A 2,999-nucleotide genomic window follows, 5' to 3' on the forward strand; every position below is an offset into this window, starting at 1 on the left:
TCGCAGAAGGCCTTCGCCGAGCGAAGCGCAGGGAACGCGGCGTAGCAGCCCATGAAGCCGAGGTGGTAGCGCTGCACCGATGGTGCAAGGTCAAGCGCGCGCACCACCTTGTAATCGGGCCCCGGCGCGAAGAAGCCGGTGCAGGACACCGTCACCACATGGGTCACGTCGGCAGCTTCGATGCCCGCCGCGGCAGCGAGGGCCTTGCGGCCGACCGCGATGAAAAGCTTGCTGCCCTCCTCCGCGTACACCTTGTTGCGGGTCTTCGTGCTCGGTGTGAGGATGCGCATTTCTTTCCGGTCAAAGAAGACGGGGTGCTCGGACTCGGTCTCCAGCGTCAGTTCCTTCACCGCGGTGTACCGGGTGTCGACTCCCGAGGAGTCGAAGGCCGTGTTGACAAGGCGGGTCCCCAGTCGGGTGAGGTTGGGCTGCCCGGCGAAGGCGTCGCGGATCTGGGGCTGCTTCATTACCGTTTCGGGCACAGCGGTTTCAAGGGACCTCAGCATCACTGTCATAGTCCATTACTAGAGGACTGGTGCGCTAAACACAATGAGGCCGGATCACCCGGTCGCAGGATATGGAAAGTAGGCTTATTATTCCCGCAGGTCCCCGACAGTTGAGGAGCACGACATGGCAAACGGTCCGGAAAATACGCTCGACCAGGGCCACCCGAGGGGCCCTGATGTCATGCTTCAACCGAACTGCAGGGGCGCGGGGGATTCACTGAGCGGAGGAATCCCCCGGCCGGACCATGGAGAGGACAGCTACCGCGGAAGCGGGCGGCTTGAGGGCAGGAGGGCTTTCATCACCGTGGGGATTCCGGCATCGAACAGAGCAACCCACCGAGACGACCGCGCCGGCGGACGAGGGCGACACTGGTACCGGCTACTGAGGTGGATCCGTGACGGGCTCCAGCCATTTGCCTCCGGCCGTGGGGGTGCGGGGCGGGGAGGGGAGACCTTCGGACACCGTTACCGGGTGTCGCTCCGCTTGAGGCTCATGAGTTCCACTCACGCTCTGGACAGTTCGGCTGTTCAGGGCGTTTTGTGCTTAACGCATCCCAGATGTTCGTTTCAACTCAGCCCGTTTGCCCCCGGGGGTGCCCTATCCGCTATGTGTGATTTCAGGGTGTTGATCGGGTACAAGTGCGTGGCAGTCGATCATGGCAGCGGTGATGGCCACGCCGAGTGCGCCCAAGTCGACCAACCTTAGCTTCATCAACACCAGGACAAGCCGAAGTACCGGTAGCCGATCCTGCACGGGGACATGGCCGGGAACTGCACTGCGACCAGGGACCGACTAGTACTAAGCGCAACGATAAGTCATGAGCCAATGCGCGGATTCTCGCTGGTTCTGCCGTCGTCGAATACCGAGCGAATTCTCAAGATGCTATCAAGCCCATAATGTTTGTTCCAGTCTTGGTTAGTGGCTGATTCGTTCGAGTGAGCGGTTGAGGATGTGTGCGCCATCTTGGAATGCTCCGGGGTTGGGGCCGGCATAGTTGAGGCGTATGAACGGTCCGGCTGGTTCGGCGGGGAACCATTCGGTGCCGGGTGCGATGATTACTCCGGCTGATTCGCATTCACGGATGAACCGATCCAGGTCGGTTCCGTCGGGGAGTCGGGCCCAAAGGTTCAGGCCGCCTTTTGGCAGGTGCGCGACGTGTACCTGTGGGGCGTGCTGCCGGAGGCTGGTTACAAGAAGATCCCGGCGGGACTGAAGCTGGTGACGCAGACCACGCAGGTGTGTTTGCCAGGCGGGTTGGGTGATCACGTCGAGCGCGGCGGTCTGAAGGATGCCGCTGACATACATTGACTCGGCTCCTCTGTCGGCCAGGATGCGGTCCCGGGCCGGGCCGCGGGCGATAACCGCGCCAACGCGCATGGCCGGTGACACGCTTTTGGTCAGTGAGCGGAGGTAGATCACATGGCCGGAATCCTCCCGGGCAGCGATAGGAACCGCGGTTGTACTGATACCGAAGTCGTGCGCCCAGTCGTCCTCAATGAGGAACGCACCATTTTGCCGCACGACCTCCAGCACCTGCTCACCTCGTTGGTGTGACCACTGCGCTCCAGTGGGGTTCGCGTAGTTCGGTTGTGCATAGAACAGCCGCGCCCCACTTTCCTCGAAGGCCCGGGCCAGCTCCGCCGGATCGGGTCCCTCGGCCCCGCTGGGCACGGGGATGATGTCGACACCGGCGTGTGAGGCAGCGAGGATGGCTCCCCAATATGTCGGCGATTCCATCAGTACCGGGTGGCCGCTGCCGGCCAGGGCCCGGAAGATTGAGCTGAGTCCACTCTGGCTTCCTGGCACCACAATCACGTCGCTGGGCGTCGGCGGGGTGAACCCGGCCGGGGTTGCGGTTCGTAGTTCGTGCGCAAACCACGACTGTAGTTCCGGCTGACATACATTGACTCGGCTCCTCTGTCGGCCAGGATGCGGTCCCGGGCCGGGCCGCGGGCGATAACCGCGCCAACGCGCATGGCCGGTGACACGCTTTTGGTCAGTGAGCGGAGGTAGATCACATGGCCGGAATCCTCCCGGGCAGCGATAGGAACCGCGGTTGTACTGATACCGAAGTCGTGCGCCCAGTCGTCCTCAATGAGGAACGCACCATTTTGCCGCACGACCTCCAGCACCTGCTCACCTCGTTGGTGTGACCACTGCGCTCCAGTGGGGTTCGCGTAGTTCGGTTGTGCATAGAACAGCCGCGCCCCACTTTCCTCGAAGGCCCGGGCCAGCTCCGCCGGATCGGGTCCCTCGGCCCCGCTGGGCACGGGGATGATGTCGACACCGGCGTGTGAGGCAGCGAGGATGGCTCCCCAATATGTCGGCGATTCCATCAGTACCGGGTGGCCGCTGCCGGCCAGGGCCCGGAAGATTGAGCTGAGTCCACTCTGGCTTCCTGGCACCACAATCACGTCGCTGGGCGTCGGCGGGGTGAACCCGGCCGGGGTTGCGGTTCGTAGTTCGTGCGCAAACCACGACTGTAGTTCCGG

At 63.2% G+C, this 2,999-nt stretch carries 1 protein-coding gene and 2 pseudogenes; all 3 read right to left on the reverse strand.

Annotation, left to right across the window (positions count from 1 at the left end; all coding sequences use genetic code 11):
* Positions 1 to 515 (reverse strand): annotated as a pseudogene (locus Y707_RS0121950) (type III polyketide synthase); the annotation flags it as partial.
* Positions 516 to 1,422: 907 nt separating this feature from the next.
* Positions 1,423 to 2,400: pseudogene (locus tag Y707_RS28545) on the reverse strand (aminotransferase-like domain-containing protein); the annotation flags it as partial.
* A partial coding sequence (locus Y707_RS33080; RefSeq protein WP_253905305.1) for an aminotransferase class I/II-fold pyridoxal phosphate-dependent enzyme occupies positions 2,319 to 2,999 on the reverse strand: 681 nt, incomplete at its 5' end. The gene Y707_RS33080 and the pseudogene Y707_RS28545, both read right to left, overlap by 82 nt.

It is taken from the genome of Arthrobacter sp. H14 (assembly GCF_000520495.1).
In the GTDB taxonomy this organism is placed as follows: Bacteria; Actinomycetota; Actinomycetes; order Actinomycetales; family Micrococcaceae; genus Arthrobacter_C.